The organism is Novosphingobium cyanobacteriorum, from assembly GCF_029436685.1.
In the GTDB taxonomy this organism is placed as follows: domain Bacteria; phylum Pseudomonadota; class Alphaproteobacteria; order Sphingomonadales; family Sphingomonadaceae; genus Novosphingobium; species Novosphingobium cyanobacteriorum.
Window position 1 is genome coordinate 180,750 of record NZ_JAROCY010000003.1, and the last position, 15,291, is coordinate 196,040.

Below are 15,291 nucleotides of genomic sequence, written 5' to 3' on the forward strand. Positions count from 1 at the left end.
CATGCTGCCCGATCCGCTAATCGTCGTCTGCCCGCACTGCACCACGTCAAACCGCGTGCCGGCCGCCCGCCTTGGTGCGCACGGCACTTGCGGCCGTTGCGGCAAAGCGCTGTTCACCGCGCACCCGATTACCCTGACCGCCGCCAACTTCGATGCACATGCGGGCAAGAGCGACCTGCCCCTGCTGGTCGATTTCTGGGCCAGCTGGTGCGGCCCCTGCCGCACGATGGCCCCGGCATTCGAAGCCGCCGCCGGACAGCTTGAACCGCATGTGCGCCTCGGCAAGCTTGATACCGAAGCGGAACAGGGCATCGCCGCGCGTTATGCCATCCGTTCCATCCCCACGATGATCCTGCTCTCCAAGGGGCGCGAGATCGCGCGCCAATCTGGCGCGATGCCCGTGGGCCAGATCGTCGGCTGGGCGCGGCAGGCTCTGGCCTCCCCCTGATCAACCCTTTTCGCGGCGCGTGCTTGTTGCACAGGGCCACACATGCAAACGTCGGTCGGCTCTTTCCGGGACCCGACATCGTGCGCGCAATCGCCTCGCTCCTCGCCGCCCTTCTCCTTCTGCTGTCACCTGCCGCACGCGCGGATGGCCTGCGCCACTATGTCGAGGGTGATCTCACCACCCCCACCCCCGGCCCCGTGTCGGGCGGCCTGCTGCTGATGGGCGGAGGGGACCGCAACACCGAAGCCATGCGCTGGTTCTTCGCCAAGGCTGGGCACGGCCACATCGTGATCCTGCGGGCATCGCTGAAAGGAGAGATCGGCGAGGAATTCTACCGCGGAGTGGGCGGCATTGCGTCTGCCGAAACCTTCGTGATCTTCACCCGCCGGGCCGCATCGAACTCGCGCCTGCTGGCCGCGCTGCGCCGGGCCGACGGCATCTTCCTGTCGGGCGGCGATCAGGCGCGCTACGTCCGCCGCTGGGGCGGCACGGAGATCACCCGGATCATCGATGCGCATGTTGCCGCAGGCAAGCCGCTCGGTGGCACCAGTGCGGGCCTCGCCGTGCTTGGAGAGAAGCTCTATGGCGCGATGGACGGCAATTCGATCACATCGCCCAAGGCTCTGGCTGATCCCTTCGGCAAGGGCGTGACGATCGAAGGCGATTTCCTCCACCTCGCACGTCTGAAAGGCGTGGTGACCGACAGCCACTTCAAGGAACGCCAGCGCCTTGGCCGGCTCTTCGCCTTTCTTGCCAAGGCGCAAATGGGCCGCCCTTCCGATGCCCCCGCCATGCTCGGCCTCGGCATAGACGAAAACGCCTCACTGGCCGTGGAGCCCGACGGCAGCGCCCGCATTTTCGCCACCGCAGCTGATGGCGGCGCGTGGCTGGTGGATGGCTCGGCACTGCGCCTGCCTGTCACGCCCGGTCCACTCGTTGCCGGCCCGGTAAACGTAACCGGCGTCGGGCAGGGCTCGGTTCTCCACCTGCCCGCGGGCAGGGTGGGGAACCCGTCATTCGTGAAGCGCTACACCATCGGCGGCGGCACGTTCACCGAGCTTCCCTGATCCGGCACCCTGCCGCACCGAGTTGATTCGACAAGCTCACCATCAGCGATCCTGGAACGCAGGAAACCAAACCAACCCGCTCATCCTGAGCCTGTCGAAGGATGCTGGCGCAAGATCAGCCGCCAACCTCAATACTTGTAGGACTGCCCGCCATCGATCGGGATGGTCGTCCCGTTGATGAACGACGCCTCGCCCGAAAGCAGGAAGGCCACCAGCGCTGCCACTTCCTCGGGCCGGCCAAAGCGCTTCATCGGGTTCACCGAAACGAACTGGCGGCCCACCTCTTCCCAATCGTCCCCGCCGATCTGGCGCAGCGATCCCTCGACCATCGCAGTCATGATCGCACCCGGGGCAATGGCGTTGATCTGGATGTTGTGGATGCCGTATTCCACGGCGCTGTTGCGGGTCAGGCCCACCACCCCGTGCTTGCTGGCGGCATAGCCGCTCTGGTTGCCGATCCCGCGAATGCCGCCGACCGAGGCCGTGTTCACGATCGCGCCGCCGCCTTGCTCGCGCATAACCTTCAGCACCGCCGCCATGCCAAAGAAAACGCCGTCCAGGTTCACGCCCAGCACGCGGTGGAATTCTTCCTCGCCAAAGTTCTCGGTCAGGTTCTGCCGCCCCTCGATCCCGGCGTTGTTGAAGAAGCCGTCGATCCGGCCATAGGCGGCCATGGCGGCGTCGACATACTTCTGCACGTCCGCCGCCTTGGAACAGTCCGCCTGCACCAGCGTCACCCTGGTGCCTTCCGGCAGGGTGACGCGCGCGGCCTCCAGCCAGTCCTGCCGCAGGTCCACCAGCACCAGCGTCGCGCCTTCGGCCGCCAGCCGCTGCACCGTCGCCAGCCCCAGGCCTGAACCGGCCCCGGTCACGATCACCACCTTGTCGGCAAACCGCATCGTCTCTCTCCATGTCACGGGCACGTGCGGCCCTTTGCCCGGCCGGTGTGCGGCGCACCGGGAAGAGTCTCAACTGCCGGAAAAATCAGTCGCAGGCGTCATAATCGCCATTGCGGCAGGCGGCCACGCGGCGCCGCCAGTCGGCCATGTCGCGCTGATACTGCGCCTGCCGGCGGGCATAGTCCTGCTGGTCCGCGCGATAACGTTCCTGATCGCCGTGATGGCCACCGCCCTGCTCGCGCCAGGCGCGCCAGCCTTCGGCATAGCGCGCATCGCGTTCCTGCACACGCGCCGCCTCATCCATGTTCAATTGCCGGATGATCGCGCGATCGCGCTCACGCGCGGCATGGGTGCGCATGGCCGGATCATAGGGATCGTCTGCCTGCGCCACGGCAGGAACCATCGCCGCCAGCGCGGCACATGCGATAAAGCTGACCCTCATGTTCTTGTCCCATCGCTATTTGCTTCGGGATATCAAGCGCATGCCCAGCGGCAAGGCGGCTTGCGACGAACGGCTCCGGCTCGTCGCAAGCCAAGCCCGTGCTGCCTCAGTCGATGCCCATCAGCCTGCGGTTAAGCGCCCGGTCCGCGCCACCCGCGGCAAAGTCGTCAAACGCGTGCTCGGTCACGCGGATGATATGCTTGGCGATGAACGGCGCCCCTTCGGCTGCGCCCTGTTCGGGATGCTTGATTGCGCACTCCCACTCCAGCACGGCCCAGCCGTCGAAGTCGTTGGTCGCCATCTTGCTGAAGATTGCGGGGAAATCCACCTGTCCGTCACCCAGTGAACGGAACCGGCCGGGACGATCCGCCCAAGATTGGTATCCGCCATACACGCCGCTGCGGCCGTTGGGGCGGAACTCGGCATCCTTCACGTGGAAGCACTTGATGCGCTCGTGGTAGATGTCGATGTAGCTCAGGTAATCAAGCTGCTGCAGCACGAAGTGGCTGGGATCATAAAGGATATTGGCGCGCGGGTGGTTGCCCGTCCGCTCCAGGAACATCTCGAAGGTCACGCCATCGTGCAGGTCCTCGCCCGGATGGATTTCATAGGCCGCATCCACGCCGTTCTCGTCGAACACGTTCAGGATCGGCGTCCACCGGCGGGCGAGTTCGTCGAAGGCGTCTTCCACCAGCCCGGCGGGGCGCGCCGGCCAAGGATAGAAATAGGGCCACGCCAGCGCGCCAGAGAACGTGGCATGTGCCGTCAGGCCCAGCCGGCGGCTGGCGACGGCGGCGTTGCACACCTGCTTCACCGCCCATTCCTGCCGTGCCTTGGGGTTGTTGTGCACTTCGGGCGGGGCAAAGCCGTCAAACTGTGCGTCGAATGCCGGGTGAACCGCCACCAGCTGACCCTGCAGGTGGGTGGAAAGCTCGGTGATCGCCAGCCCCTTGTCGGCCAGCATGCCCTTCACCTCGTCGCAATAGGTCTGGCTTTCAGCCGCCTTGTCCAGGTCGAACAGGCGCTTGTCCCAGCTGGGGATCTGGATGCCCTTGTAGCCCAGGCCCGCCACCCAGTCTGCAATGGATTCCAGGCTGTTGTACGGCGCGCTGTCCCCCGCAAACTGGGCAAGGAAAATGGCCGGTCCCTTGATCGTCTTCATCAATCCTCTCCCGTTTCTCAGACTGTCAGCGGCACCCAGCCGGCGCGATTGTTGCTGGCTTCCACCGCCGTGGCGATGAACGCCATGCCGCGCAGCGCGGTATCAATTCCCGGCAGCAGTGGCGCTTCCTCACCACGCAGCACCGCCGCGAAATCGCGATAGATGTTGGCGAAGGCTTCCAGGTAGCCCTCGGGATGCCCGGTCGGCGTGCGCGTGCGGCTGGCCGCATCGGGGCCGATCTGCGTGCCGGCGGCGTGGATGATCTCGGTCCGCCCGTCCAGCGTGTGCAGGGTCAGCGTGTTGGGCACTTCCTGCTTCCACACCATGCCGCCCTTGTCACCGTACAGGCGAATGCGCAGGCCGTTCATCTCGCCCACCTCGATCTGGCTGGCGAGCAGGACACCGCGTGCGCCGTTCGAAAAGCGCAGCAGCACGGTGCAATCGTCGTCCACCTGTCGCCCCGGCACCACCGCGCCAAGATCGGCAAGGATTTCGGTCACTTCCTGGCCACTGATAAACTCGGTCAGCTGGAACGCGTGGGTGCCGATGTCGCCGATGCAGCCGCCCGGCCCGGATCTGGCGGGATCGACGCGCCATTCCGCCTGCTTGCCCACCGCCTCACCGGCCAGCCAGCCTTGGGGATATTCCACCACGACCTTGCGCACCGTGCCGATCTGGCCCGCCGCCACCCGCGCCCGCGCCTCGCGCACCAGGGGATACCCGGAATAGGTGTGGGTCAGGCCATAGGGCAACCCGGCGGCCGCCACGTGCCCCGCCAGTTCCTTCGCCTCGGCAAAGGTGGTGGTCGCAGGCTTGTCGCTGATCACCGGCAGCCCTGCCGCCAGCGCCGCACGCGCCGCCGGCAGGTGGTGGTGGTTGGGGCTGACGATCGAAACGAAGTCGATCCCGTCTTCGCGCGCCTTTTCGGCGGCGAACATCGTGTCGAGATCGGGATAGGCGCGCGCCGGATCGATGCGATAGCTTTCGCCCGCAGCCCTGCTGCGGCCGGCGTCGCTGGAAAAGACGCCCGCCACCAGCTCGATCTCGCGATCCATCTCGGCCGCGATGCGGTGGACCGGGCCGATGAACGCCCCCGGTCCGCCACCGATCATTCCCATCCGCAAACGGCGCATGCCCAACCCTCTCTCAGTCCGTTTCTGTCGCTCTCAGTCGATCTAGACCCCCTGTCAGTCGGTCTAGACCCCTTCTCAATTTACGTCGGTGCCCCAGATGCGGCGGGCCATCGCCTGATGGCGGCGCACCTGCTCGAACGCATCGCGCGCGTCATAGGCGTGACCTTCCCATTCAGACACCATCGTGCCGGTGAAGCCGCCGTCCTTGAACAGTGGCAGGATCGTCTCGTAGTCGATCGCTTCCTCAACGCCATCGTCATCCACGCCATAGAACTTGCCATGGATGTGGATCGTGCGGTCGACCAGCGCCGCCCAGCTCTTGGGATCGTTGTTCGAAAGGATGAAGAAGGCAAGGCACGCCGCCTGGATGTGCAGCGGCGCATGACCGTGCGCCAGGCCCCATTCGCGCAGGCGACCGGCCTTCTCGTGGCTCATGCCGCCTTCGAGCCAGACTTCCTTGAGCTTGTCGAGCAGGTCTTCCGAAGCGCCCTTGGCCCGCGCGGCGTTGAGCATCGATTCCGGAATGCGGCTGGCGGTGCCGCCGAAGTCGGGAATCCAGCCGAGCACCGGGGTGTTCAGCTTGTCATACATCTCGGCATAGGCCTGCACCGCCGGGTGGCCCGCCCACATCGGCGCGTGCACTTCCACGCCCATGCGGATGTCCAGTTCCTCGGCATAAGGAGCGATTTCGGGCAGCAGGTGCACCGGCAGCGCGAACTGATAACGCACGAGGCTGAAGCCCATCTTCTTGGCCGAACGCAGCTGGCGCTTGTGGTATTCCACCAGCGCGGCATCCTCGATCGGCTGCTGACCGGGCTTGAGAAAGCGGTCCGAATTGATCGCGCACGACACGGGGTTGAGGCCCGTCTCGGCGATCATTTCCTTGAACTTTTCCGCATATGCATCGGAAACATCGGGGAATTCCTTGAAGTTCTGGAACCCGATGATCTCGATGTTCGGCCCCAGCCGGCGCTTGGCCACTTCGGCCAGCAGGGTATCGAGTTCGAACTGGCGGGTCAGCCATTCGTTAGTGAAGGAATAGAGGGTGACGCCGACCTGCGGCCCAGTGTTGGTGGTCATCGAAATTGTCCTCTCTCAGGCCGCGACGCGCAGCGTGTCGGTCTGCGGGTTGGTGCGCTTCATGCCGGGGATGTAGGGCGGGCTGACGAACAGGTTCAGAGCCACTTCATGCTCGCTCCCCACGTCCAGCGCGCGGTTCGGCAGGATCAGGAACGCGCTGTCGCGAATGAACCAGAAGGTGTCCACGCGCTCGCCATTGCTGGCCAGCGGCCAGCGTTCGCCATCGTATTCGATGAGGGCATCGGCCAGATCTACGTCCTGCCCATCAATCGACAGGCTGCCGACTTCGACCACCGAAAACGGCAGAGAACGATACCACGGCAGGCGCATCGCCAGCTTCAGGCCGCCATCAATGGCCGTCAGGCCTTCTTCACCGATTACGCGCTCAACGGGTAGCATGGACTCTCCCTTTCCCTCAATTAGAACCCCATTTCTAATTAAGGCTTGACACCCGGTCAAGCGCCGTGCTGAGAAAAAGCGAACAAAAGTTCTATTACCCTGCAATTCCAGTTTGCAGGGAGCATTGCAAGGGACGGGGCGCGAATGACCGGGTTCGATTACATCATCGTGGGTGCAGGTTCGGCCGGCTGCGTGCTGGCCAACCGGCTGAGCGCCGATCCGCGGACCACCGTCCTGTTGATCGAGGACGGCGGCGACAACCAGCACCCCTTCATCAAGATGGCCGGCGGCTTCATCAAGATGATGGGCAATCCCGACTATTTCCGCGTCTACCAGACGGCCCCTCGCGAAGGCATGCGCGCCGGTATCCACACCTATGGCCGTGGCATGGGTGGGTCATCCGCCATCAATGGCACCTGGTACCTCACCGGCATGCCCAAGGACTTCGACAGCTGGACCGACAGAGGCCTTTCCGGTTGGGGCTGGAACGACATCGCGCGGTGCTACGCCAAGTTCGAGGACTATCGCGATCCCGGCGCGCACCCGGGCAGAGGCCAGGGCGGCGAACTGCAGGTCACGCCTTCCACCTATCAGTCGCCCGTGCTCGAAGCGCTGGTCGCTGGGTTTGGAACGCAAGGCATGCCCTGGCTCCCGGACATCACCACACCAGGAAAGCAGGGTGTCGGTCGCAGCCAGTATACGGTTGATCGCAAGGGCGTTCGCGAAAGCTCGTACAAGGCCTTCGTCATGCCGATCCTTGGCCGACACAACCTGACGATCGCGCAGCACACGGCCGTAAGCCGCGTGGTGATCGAAAACGGCCGCGCCACCGGCGTCGTTACCGAGGCGCACGGTCAGGAACGCACCTTCACCGCAAAGCGTGACGTGATCCTTTGCGCCGGTGTATATGGCTCACCGCAATTGCTTCAGCTTTCAGGCGTGGGCCCCGGCGCGGTGCTGCAGGGACTGGGCATTCCCGTGTTGAAGGACCTGCCGATGGTGGGTCAGCAGCTGGCCGATCACACCAAGTTCGGCGTTTCGTTCGACCTGACCAACCACCCCGGCACCAACCGTGAATTCTTCGGGTGGCGGCTCTATCGCAACGCGCTGCAGTATTTCCTCACCGGCACCGGCCACCTTGCCCGCGTCGGCATGCCGATCACCGGCCTTTGCGCCAGCGAAGGCACGCCCGAGGACTGGCCCGACCTGCAGGTTGGCGCCGCGCCCTTCGCCATGCGAACCGTCAACGAGATGGCCGCCCGCCCCGGCAGCCCCCTGACCCCGAACCCCGGCCTCACTTTCTCGGGCTATCACCTGCGGCCGAAGAGCCGCGGCTCGATCCGCCTCACCTCGCCAAACTTCCGCGACGCGCCGGTGGCCGATGCGGCGATCTGGTCCGATCCGTTTGACAAGGCCAAGAGCCTCGAATTGTTCCGCCTGTTCCGCGCCATCGCCGGGTCTGAACCACTCAAGACCTACATCGGCACCGAGCGCATGCCCGGGCCTGATGTGCAGGACGAGGGCGCGATCGTTGCAGAACTCGCAAAGATGGTCGAAGTCGGCCTGCACGGCACAGGCACGTGCGCCATGGGCACCGACGAGGCCACCTCAGTCACCGACGCGCGCGCCCGCGTCCACGGTGTTGGAAACCTGCGCGTGGTTGATTGCTCGATCATGCCCACCCCCGTTTCCGGCAACACCAATGGCCCGGCGATGGCGGTTGCAGAGCGTGCGGCGGAACTGATCCTGCAGGACGCCAAGGTCTGAAAGGTTCGTTCAGGTTTCCACAAAGAAACCTGAACGAAAGCCAACAGGCACATTCAGCAAAGGGCCACGGCGAATCGCGCAATCTCCTTCCATCGGATCACTGGAAGGAGACCGTCATGTTCAAGACCATCACCACCGCATTGGTTCTCGCCGGCACGGTCGCCACTGCTGGCGCAGCCAACGCGCAGAGCTGGGGCTATGACCGCGATTACGGGCGCGGCTATGACCGCAGCTGGCAGGACCAGCGCCAGATTGACCGCTACCTTGTTGAATCCACTTGCTCAGGCCAGCGCGGACAGGCGCTTGAAGCCCGCCTTTGGCGCGAATACCGCGAAGGCGACATCAGCCGCAGCGACGCCCAGCGCATCCAGTATTCCATCGATCGCCTGCAGGACAAGGAACGGCATGAATGCCGCGAGCGGGACTACCGCGAAGCCCGTGACATCGGCAAGCGCTACATCCAGATCCGCGCCCGGATCGACGACCTGTCGAGCCGCAGGGGATACGGCTGGAACAACGGCGGCTATCGCGGCAACTATGGCCGCGGCTGGTAAGCCCTGAAGTCACAACGATCCGGAACGGCCCCTGCACCACGGTGCGGGGGCCGTCCCTGCATCAGCCGCGCCCGCGATAGGAACTGACGCCCTGATCCGGCACCCACAGCCCTTCGGGCACCGCGCCCGATTGCCAGAACACGTCGATCGGAATGCCGCCGCGCGGGTACCAGTACCCGCCGATGCGCAGCCAGCGGGGGCGCATCTCGTCAAACAGGCGCTGCCCGATGCCCACGGTCACATCCTCGTGGAACCCGGCGTGATTGCGAAACGATCCGAGGAACAGCTTCAGGCTCTTTGATTCCACGATGGTTTCGGCCGGTGCATAGTCAATCACCAGGTGCGCAAAATCGGGTTGGCCGGTCACCGGGCACAGCGAGGTGAACTCAGGCGCGGCAAAGCGTGCTAGGTACAGCGCGTTGGGGCGCGGATTGGGCACATAATCCAGCACCGCCTCTTCAGGAGAGGCAGGCAGGCTGCTCGTCTTGCCAAGGTGGAGCGGCCCGGGATGAAGAGGGTCGTCGGCCATCGGAAATCCTTTCGTTGCCGCGCCCATGCACCGGGCGCGCGAGCACGGCAAGCTGCCCGTTTGCACTCTGGCTCCAAACCCAATCAGGGCACGTTCCCTGCGGGACGCCCAAATGGCTTCCAGCTCGGGTGAACCGGCACTTGCAAAGGCAACCATCCTTCGCTGCGGTCCGCTTCACCCGACATGTTCACCATCTGGGCCGCTCGAACGTGCCCTGATTGGGTTTGGACCCAAGGCGTTCAGTCGCTATTCAAGCGCGCCCGGCAGGGGAAAGACATGGACTGGAGTCAGCAGTGGTAAGCGTGCGGGGCGGTATTCTGGCCGGATGGGTTGCAGCAATCGCGGCGGCATTGGCTGCGCCCGCAATTGCCCCGGCGCAGTCGGCCAGCACCTATCAGCTACCCCCCGCCTCCCCCACTCCAACTCCGCGCGCCGCTGGCCCGGTGGACGATGGCGCGCCAGCGCCGGTCGCCACGGCCAGCCCCACGCCCACCATCGTCATCCCGACCCCAACCGTCGCGCCCAGCGCCAGTCCGCGTCCCCGCGCCACGCGCGCACCTGCGCCTGTGCCGACGCCGCCTTCCGCAACGCCAGCCGCAACACCTTCGCCAACCCTTCCGGCTGCCGCGCCAACCCTGGCTGCCCCTTCGGTGCCCCCCGAACCCGTTGCAGCGCCATCCGCCGAAACGCCGCCCCCGGCCGCAACGCCGCTTGCACCGCCAACGGACACGAACTGGCTGCCCTATGCGGCCATTGGCGCGGTGCTGGCGCTCATCGTTTTCGGCATCTGGGCCTGGCTCCGCCGCCGCAGGGAGGCCCGCGACCTGCCCGAACCCGCGCCCATTCCGGTGGTGCCGGCCGTTCCACGCGAGAAACCCGAACCCGCTGCGCAACGTGCGCCCGAGCCCACAGCACCGCCACCTGCGCCGCAACCTGCACCCCAGCCGCTGCCCGCGCCCGCATTCCGGCCTGCGCCGACAGATCCGCTTGTCTTCACCCTCGAAGCCACGCGACTTTCGGCCACGCTGGTGGCAGCCACGCTCGCCTATCGCCTTGTCGCCAGCAACCATGGCGCAGCGCCGCTGTCGGACATCGCCATATCCGGCGACATGACTTCGGCCCACGCCTCGCGCCCCACGGACGAGCTGTTCGCCTTGACCGGCCCGGAACTGCCCCCGCTGCATTCCATTGATTCACTCGCCCCCGGCGAATCCATCACGCTTGGCGGAGAGATCCGCCTGCCGCTCTCGGCCATCTTGCCGATTCGCCATGGCGAGGCGCAGCTCTTCGTGCCGCTGGCGCGCTTTGATGGCTGGGCCAGCGCCACCGGCGGCGGTGCCGTCCACACCCGCAGCGTGTTCCTGATCGGACAGGAAGGCGACGCCGGTGACCGATTGCAGCCGTTCCGCATCGACCTCGGCCCCCGAGTCTGGTCGCCTGTCGGACAGAAGGCGCTTCCTGTTCCGGTTACGTGAGCAACATTTTCGGTTGTCCTTTCGCATGTGCGAAGGTTAATCATGCTTCGTCACCGTGAGCGCGCAAAGACGCGCCGCGGCGCAGGCAGGAGCAAACGATGGATTCGCTGGTCTCGACCCAATGGCTCGCGGACGAAATGGGCGCGAACGACCTTCGGGTGGTCGACGCGACGGCCTTTCTTCCGGAACACAAGCGCGATGCGCTGCTGGAATATGAGGCCTGCCACATTCCCGGTGCGGTTTTCATGGACCTCGCCCACCTCGTCGACGAGACCGCGCCGGTCGCCAACACCCTGCCCAGCGCGGAAAAGTTCGCCAGCCGCATGCAGAGCCTTGGCCTCGGCGATGGCAGCCGCATCGTCATCTATGATGACAGCCCGGTAAAGACCGCCACCCGCGCATGGTTCATGCTGACCATGTTCGGCGCGCAGAACGTGGCCCTGCTCGATGGCGGCATCGCCAAGTGGAAGGCGGAAGGACGCCCCTGTGCGCAGGGCCGCGAAACGCTGCGCAGCCGCCATTTCACCGTCTGGCGCGATGATCGCAACCTGCGCTCGAAGGACCAGATGCTCGCCAATCTCGACAGCCATGCCGAACAGGTGGTCGACGCGCGCGGCGCGGGCCGTTTCACCGGCGAAGTGGCGGAAGTGAAGCCGGGCCTTGCCAGTGGCCACATCCCCGGCGCGCGCAACCTGCCCTATGCCTCGCTCTTCGCGCCCGACGGCACGTGGAAAAAGCCAGCCGAGCTGCGTGCCGCCTTCGATGCCGCCGGGATCGACCTTGAAAAGCCGCTTGTCGCATCGTGCGGATCGGGCATGACCGCCAACGTGCCCATCTTCGCCGCCCACCTGCTCGGCTACGACAACGTCGCACTCTATGACGGCAGCTGGTCCGAATGGGGCGCCGATCCTGCCCTGCCGAAGGAAACCGGCCCGGCGCGGTGACCTCCGCACGCTTGTGAAACCGCGCCAATCCTGCTTTCACCTCGCCCCATGAGCGCCCAGAACGACGACACCGCCCAAGGCCCCAATACCCGCCTCGTAGGTGCAGGCCGGCGGCCGGAATGGACCGGCACGCCCGATCACCCCGCCGCCGTGGTCAACCCTCCGGTGTGGCGCGCCTCGACGCATCTCTACGCGGACATGGCCGCCCTGCGTGCCCACCCCGCCAACGAGGATGGTCGGTTCTATTACGGACGCCGCGGCGCCCCCACGCAGTGGGCGCTCGCCGATGCCCTCACCGCGCTGGAGCCGGGTGCGGCGGGCACGGTGCTCTATCCCTCTGGCGTTGCCGCCATGGCCGGCGCGCTGCTCACCGTGCTGCGCCCCGGCGATGTGCTGTTGATGACCGACAACGCCTATGAGCCGAGCCGCGTGATGGGGCGAGGCCTGCTGAGGGACTTCGGCATCGAGACCCGCTGGTTCGATCCCTGCGATCCCGCCGCCTTCGAAGCCGCGATCTGTGAGCGCACCCGCGCCGTGCTGCTGGAAAGCCCCGGCAGCCTGACCATGGAAGTGCAGGACGTGCCCGCCCTTGCCGCCACGGCCAAGGCGCGCGGGCTGGTGGTGGTGCTGGACAACACCTGGGCCTCGCCGCTCGGCTTCCCCGCGCTGCAGATGGGCGCGGACATCGCGGTGATGAGCCTGACCAAGCACGTCTCCGGCCATTCCGACTGCATGATGGGCAGCGCCAGCGCCGGGCCGGAGTGGTACCGCAAGCTGCGCCTGCGCGCGCAGGGCCTCGGCAATGTGGTCTCGCCCGATGATGCGGCGCTGATGCTTCGGGGCCTGCGCACCATGAAGGTCCGCCTCGATGCCGAAACCGCCTCTGCCCTCGCGATTGCGCAATGGCTGGAAGGCCGCACCGAGGTTTCTCGCGTGCTTTGCCCGATGTTGCCCGGCTCGGCCGGCCATGACCTGTGGCAACGCGATTTCACCGGCGGCTGCGGGCTGTTTTCGTTCGTGCTGAAAGGCGGCACGTCTGAGGCGCGCGATGCGCTGATCGATGCGCTGTCGCTGTTCGGCATCGGGTATTCGTGGGGCGGGTTCGAAAGCCTCGCCACCCCGGTCGATCCCGCCGCGATCCGCACGGCCAGCGCCTGGCCCCTGCCCGGCATGGACGCAGCCGACCGCTTCGGCGTGCGCCTGTCGATCGGGCTAGAGGACACGGCCGACCTCATTACCGATCTCGACCGTGGCCTCGCCGCCTGGAGCGCCGCGCTGTGAAGAAGAACCTCCACGAACTCAGCAAGCTGATCCGCGATATCCGCCTCGCACTCGACGACATCTCAATCGACGTCGGCCATTACCATATCTCGCTGCTCAACGCGATCTGGTGGGTCGTGGTCGTGGTCACGGCGCTGGTATGCGCCTCCATCGGCGCGCGGATCGCCCGCGCGCTGGTGCGCCGGGTGCGCCGGCTCGATCCCACGCAGAGCGCGCTCACCGAAAAGCTGGTGACCATCGTGGTCTGGGCGCTTGCCGTGTTCGGCGCGATCGATGCGCTCGGCATCAGCCTCACCGCGCTCACCGTGTTCTCGGGCGCATTCGGCCTCGCCATCGGCTTCGGCCTGCAGAAGACCTTCGGCAACATGATCGCCGGGATCATCCTGCTGATGGACCGCTCGATCAAGCCGGGCGATGTGATCGCGGTCAATGATGGCAGGGGCAACACTTTTGGCGAGGTCAAGAAGATCGGCGTCCGCGCCGTCTCGGTGACCACGCGCGACAACCGCGAATACCTGATCCCCAACGAAAACCTGATGACCTCTCAGGTGGAGAACTGGTCCTATTCCTCGCGCGACGTGGCCATCTCGATCCCCGTCGGCGTGGCCTATGGCAGCGATATCGACCAAGCCGAGGCGCTCTTGCTCGAAGCCGCGCGCAGCGTGCCGCGCGTGCTGGCCGATCCGGCACCCGGCGTGCTGCTCTCCGCCTTCGGCCCCAGCTCGATCGACATGACCGTGGTCTGCTGGATCGCCGACCCGGAGGAAGGCGTGGGCAACGTGAAGTCCCAGGTGCTCAAGGCCGCGTGGCACCTGTTCCGCAACCACAACGTGGAAATCCCCTTCCCGCAAAGCGACATTCATCTGCGCGATTCCGAAGGCCTGCGCCGCCTCGCCGATGCGCTGACGCAGCGAGAACCATCACCCCCGGTGGGAGAAGGATAGCGGAGCCTGGATGCGGGTGAGGCCCTCCGCCTAAAGCTAACCTAACCCGCCCCCAAACCATTCTCGCTGGCGAATTGCCCCCCTCACGCCCAATTGCGCCCCATGAGCAAAGCTGCCCCCAAAGTCGGTACGGTGTACCTCGTCGGCGCAGGGCCGGGTGATCCGGACCTGCTGACGCTGCGCGCGGCGCGGCTGCTGATGAATGCGAAGGTCGTGGTCCACGATGGGCTGGTCGATCCCGCCATCCTTGCCATGGCGCCGCGCACCGCGCGGATGATCTCGGTGGCCAAGAGCCGTTCGCGCCACACGATGAAACAGCAGGATATCAACGCCTTGCTGGTGCGTGAGGCGCTGGAGGGCAACGACGTGATCCGCCTGAAGGGCGGCGATCCCTTCGTCTTCGGGCGCGGGGGGGAAGAGGCCGAGGATTGCCTTGCTGCAGGCGTTACCGTTCAGGTCGTGCCCGGCATCAGCGCGGCGATGGGCGCGGCGGCTTCGGCCATGATCCCGCTCACCCACCGTGACAGCGCCAGCATCGTCAGCTTCGTCGCCGGCCAGTGCAAGGGCCTGACCGACCAGAACTGGGCGGGGCTTGCCGGCAAGGGCCGCACGCTGGTGATCTACATGGGCGTCGCCACGGCAGAGGCGATTGCGGAAAAGCTGATGGCGGACGGGCTCGCGCCCGACATGCCGGTGGCCGTGGTGGAAAACGCCGCGCGGCCGGAAATGCGCGTGCTGCGCGGCAGCCTCGCCGGGCTTGGCCCGCTGGTGGCAGAAAACAAGGTCAGGAGTCCCGCTCTCATCGTGATCGGTGAGGTGACGGGCCGGGGAGACATGATGGAATTGAAGCAAGTTCTGGAGATGGCCCGATGAAAGTGATCACGGGAAGCGACCTGCGTACCGGCGATGTCATCTGGTGGACCGGCGAAGGCTGGTCGCGCCACGTCAACGATGCGGTGGATGCAGGCGAACACGCCGAAGCGATCATCGCGCGCGAAAACGCCAAGCAGATCGTCACTGACACGCAGGTGATCGAAGCGACGCAGACCCCCGAAGGCGTGCGCCCCGCGCACATCAAGGACCGCATCCGCGCGCTCGGCCCCACCGTGCGCCTCGATCTCTCCCTCAAGCCCGCCGACCCCGCTGCCGGCAACTGGGTGATCTGAC

17 protein-coding genes are annotated in these 15,291 nt (G+C 65.9%); 10 read left to right on the forward strand and 7 right to left on the reverse strand.

Going from position 1 to position 15,291, the window contains the following annotated elements; all coding sequences use genetic code 11:
* The first annotated feature begins 1 nt into the window (after window position 1).
* Together trxC and POM99_RS04150 are read left to right on the forward strand one after the other, a co-directional pair.
* Window positions 2-448, forward strand: coding sequence for a thioredoxin TrxC (gene trxC, locus POM99_RS04145; protein WP_277275540.1), 447 nt, complete (start codon window positions 2-4; stop codon window positions 446-448).
* Between the two features lie 80 nt (window positions 449-528).
* Complete coding sequence (locus POM99_RS04150; protein WP_277275541.1) at window positions 529-1,515, forward strand: cyanophycinase; 987 nt, start codon at window positions 529-531, stop codon at window positions 1,513-1,515.
* Window positions 1,516-1,643: 128 nt separating this feature from the next.
* Here POM99_RS04150 and POM99_RS04155 read toward each other — a convergent pair whose 3' ends face one another.
* From POM99_RS04155 to POM99_RS04180, 6 genes are all read right to left on the reverse strand, one after another.
* Complete coding sequence (locus POM99_RS04155; RefSeq protein WP_277275542.1) at window positions 1,644-2,414, reverse strand: glucose 1-dehydrogenase; 771 nt, start codon at window positions 2,412-2,414, stop codon at window positions 1,644-1,646.
* Between the two features lie 85 nt (window positions 2,415-2,499).
* Complete coding sequence (locus POM99_RS04160; RefSeq protein ID WP_277275543.1) at window positions 2,500-2,856, reverse strand: hypothetical protein; 357 nt, start codon at window positions 2,854-2,856, stop codon at window positions 2,500-2,502.
* A gap of 106 nt (window positions 2,857-2,962) precedes the next feature.
* A complete protein-coding gene (locus POM99_RS04165) occupies window positions 2,963-4,018 on the reverse strand; it encodes a sugar phosphate isomerase/epimerase family protein (protein ID WP_277275544.1) in 1,056 nt (351 codons plus the stop codon).
* A gap of 17 nt (window positions 4,019-4,035) precedes the next feature.
* Complete coding sequence (locus POM99_RS04170; RefSeq protein ID WP_277275545.1) at window positions 4,036-5,151, reverse strand: Gfo/Idh/MocA family protein; 1,116 nt, start codon at window positions 5,149-5,151, stop codon at window positions 4,036-4,038.
* 75 nt (window positions 5,152-5,226) lie between these two features.
* Window positions 5,227-6,231: a sugar phosphate isomerase/epimerase family protein gene (locus POM99_RS04175; RefSeq protein ID WP_277275546.1), complete on the reverse strand. Its 1,005-nt coding sequence runs from the start codon at window positions 6,229-6,231 to the stop codon at window positions 5,227-5,229.
* Window positions 6,232-6,246: 15 nt separating this feature from the next.
* Window positions 6,247-6,630, reverse strand: a complete 384-nt coding sequence (locus tag POM99_RS04180; RefSeq protein WP_277275547.1) for a C-glycoside deglycosidase beta subunit domain-containing protein — start codon at window positions 6,628-6,630, stop codon at window positions 6,247-6,249.
* Window positions 6,631-6,774: 144 nt separating this feature from the next.
* Between POM99_RS04180 and POM99_RS04185 the strand changes: the two genes are divergently transcribed.
* Window positions 6,775-8,397 carry a GMC family oxidoreductase gene (locus POM99_RS04185; protein WP_277275548.1) on the forward strand — a complete coding sequence of 541 codons (1,623 nt, stop codon included), beginning with the start codon at window positions 6,775-6,777 and terminating at the stop codon, window positions 8,395-8,397.
* Window positions 8,398-8,513: 116 nt separating this feature from the next.
* Window positions 8,514-8,951, forward strand: coding sequence for a hypothetical protein (locus POM99_RS04190; RefSeq protein ID WP_277275549.1), 438 nt, complete (start codon window positions 8,514-8,516; stop codon window positions 8,949-8,951).
* Between the two features lie 61 nt (window positions 8,952-9,012).
* Here the strand turns inward: POM99_RS04190 and queF are convergent, their stop codons facing one another.
* Window positions 9,013-9,480: a preQ(1) synthase gene (queF, locus tag POM99_RS04195; RefSeq protein WP_277275550.1), complete on the reverse strand. Its 468-nt coding sequence runs from the start codon at window positions 9,478-9,480 to the stop codon at window positions 9,013-9,015.
* 350 nt (window positions 9,481-9,830) lie between these two features.
* Between queF and POM99_RS04200 the strand changes: the two genes are divergently transcribed.
* The 6 genes from POM99_RS04200 to POM99_RS04225 all read left to right on the forward strand — a co-directional run bounded on the left by POM99_RS04200 (window position 9,831) and on the right by POM99_RS04225 (window position 15,290).
* Entirely contained in the window at window positions 9,831-10,955 is a 1,125-nt protein-coding gene (locus POM99_RS04200; RefSeq protein WP_277275551.1) for a GumC domain-containing protein, read from the forward strand.
* Between the two features lie 98 nt (window positions 10,956-11,053).
* Complete coding sequence (gene sseA, locus POM99_RS04205; RefSeq protein ID WP_277275552.1) at window positions 11,054-11,899, forward strand: 3-mercaptopyruvate sulfurtransferase; 846 nt, start codon at window positions 11,054-11,056, stop codon at window positions 11,897-11,899.
* A 48-nt stretch (window positions 11,900-11,947) separates the two neighbouring features.
* Window positions 11,948-13,180, forward strand: coding sequence for a cystathionine beta-lyase (metC, locus tag POM99_RS04210; RefSeq protein WP_277275553.1), 1,233 nt, complete (start codon window positions 11,948-11,950; stop codon window positions 13,178-13,180).
* Window positions 13,177-14,124, forward strand: coding sequence for a mechanosensitive ion channel family protein (locus POM99_RS04215; protein WP_277275554.1), 948 nt, complete (start codon window positions 13,177-13,179; stop codon window positions 14,122-14,124). The genes metC and POM99_RS04215 overlap by 4 nt, the downstream gene beginning before the upstream one ends.
* A gap of 102 nt (window positions 14,125-14,226) precedes the next feature.
* On the forward strand, window positions 14,227-14,997 hold the full coding sequence (gene cobA, locus POM99_RS04220) for a uroporphyrinogen-III C-methyltransferase (RefSeq protein ID WP_277275555.1): 771 nt from the start codon (window positions 14,227-14,229) through the stop codon (window positions 14,995-14,997).
* Complete coding sequence (locus tag POM99_RS04225) at window positions 14,994-15,290, forward strand: DUF2849 domain-containing protein (RefSeq protein WP_277275556.1); 297 nt, start codon at window positions 14,994-14,996, stop codon at window positions 15,288-15,290. Before cobA ends, POM99_RS04225 begins: the two co-directional genes overlap by 4 nt.
* The last annotated feature ends 1 nt before the right edge of the window (window position 15,291 follow it).